This window comes from Mycolicibacterium peregrinum (genome assembly GCF_001665625.1).
Classification (GTDB): Bacteria; Actinomycetota; Actinomycetes; order Mycobacteriales; family Mycobacteriaceae; genus Mycobacterium; species Mycobacterium peregrinum_B.
In genome coordinates, this window is record NZ_LZSY01000062.1 from 1 (window position 1) to 568 (window position 568).

1 protein-coding gene and 1 pseudogene are annotated in these 568 nt (G+C 66.9%); both read right to left on the reverse strand.

The genetic code is table 11. The features are described 5' to 3' along the window. Positions 1 to 210, reverse strand: a pseudogene (locus A5779_RS33990) (NlpC/P60 family protein); the annotation flags it as partial. 164 nt (positions 211 to 374) lie between these two features. Beyond that, positions 375 to 568 (reverse strand): hypothetical protein (locus A5779_RS34255; RefSeq protein WP_207549046.1); only part of this gene is annotated, 194 nt, incomplete at its 5' end.

Sequence of the window (568 nt, forward strand, 5' to 3'; positions counted from 1 at the left end):
GATGCCGCCACCACCGCCACCACCGGTGGGCATACCGCCACCACCGAAACTGGGCATCCCCATCCCGCCCATCATCCCGCCACGGCCACCACCCATCGCCGACATCGACCGATAGGCCTGAGCCACCTGACGCAACCGCCCCGCCAACAACTTGTTCTGAGCCTTGGTCACATCGATCTGCTGCTGCATCGCACCCAGCCGCTCATCCATCGTCGACACCATCAACCGCGAACCCGCCGGCGTCCCGGTCGCCGGCGCAATCGCCGCCGCCTGAGACCGCGCAGAATCACGCACCCCCGACGCCCCACCACGACCCTGCTCACCCGCAGAACGGCCATCAGCCGCCGACGTGTTGGTATCCGCATCCAACCCGCTCACACCAGACCAGCCCTGCCGATAACTCCCAGCAGCACCATCCACACCCGACTGCAACCGACCACCAGAGGGCGCCCCCGGCACCACCGGACCACCACCATCAACCCGACCCGGACCACCAAACTCCGGAAACAACCCCACCCCAGCAGACAACACACGATCGACCTGCGCCACATACGCACCAACCGACCCG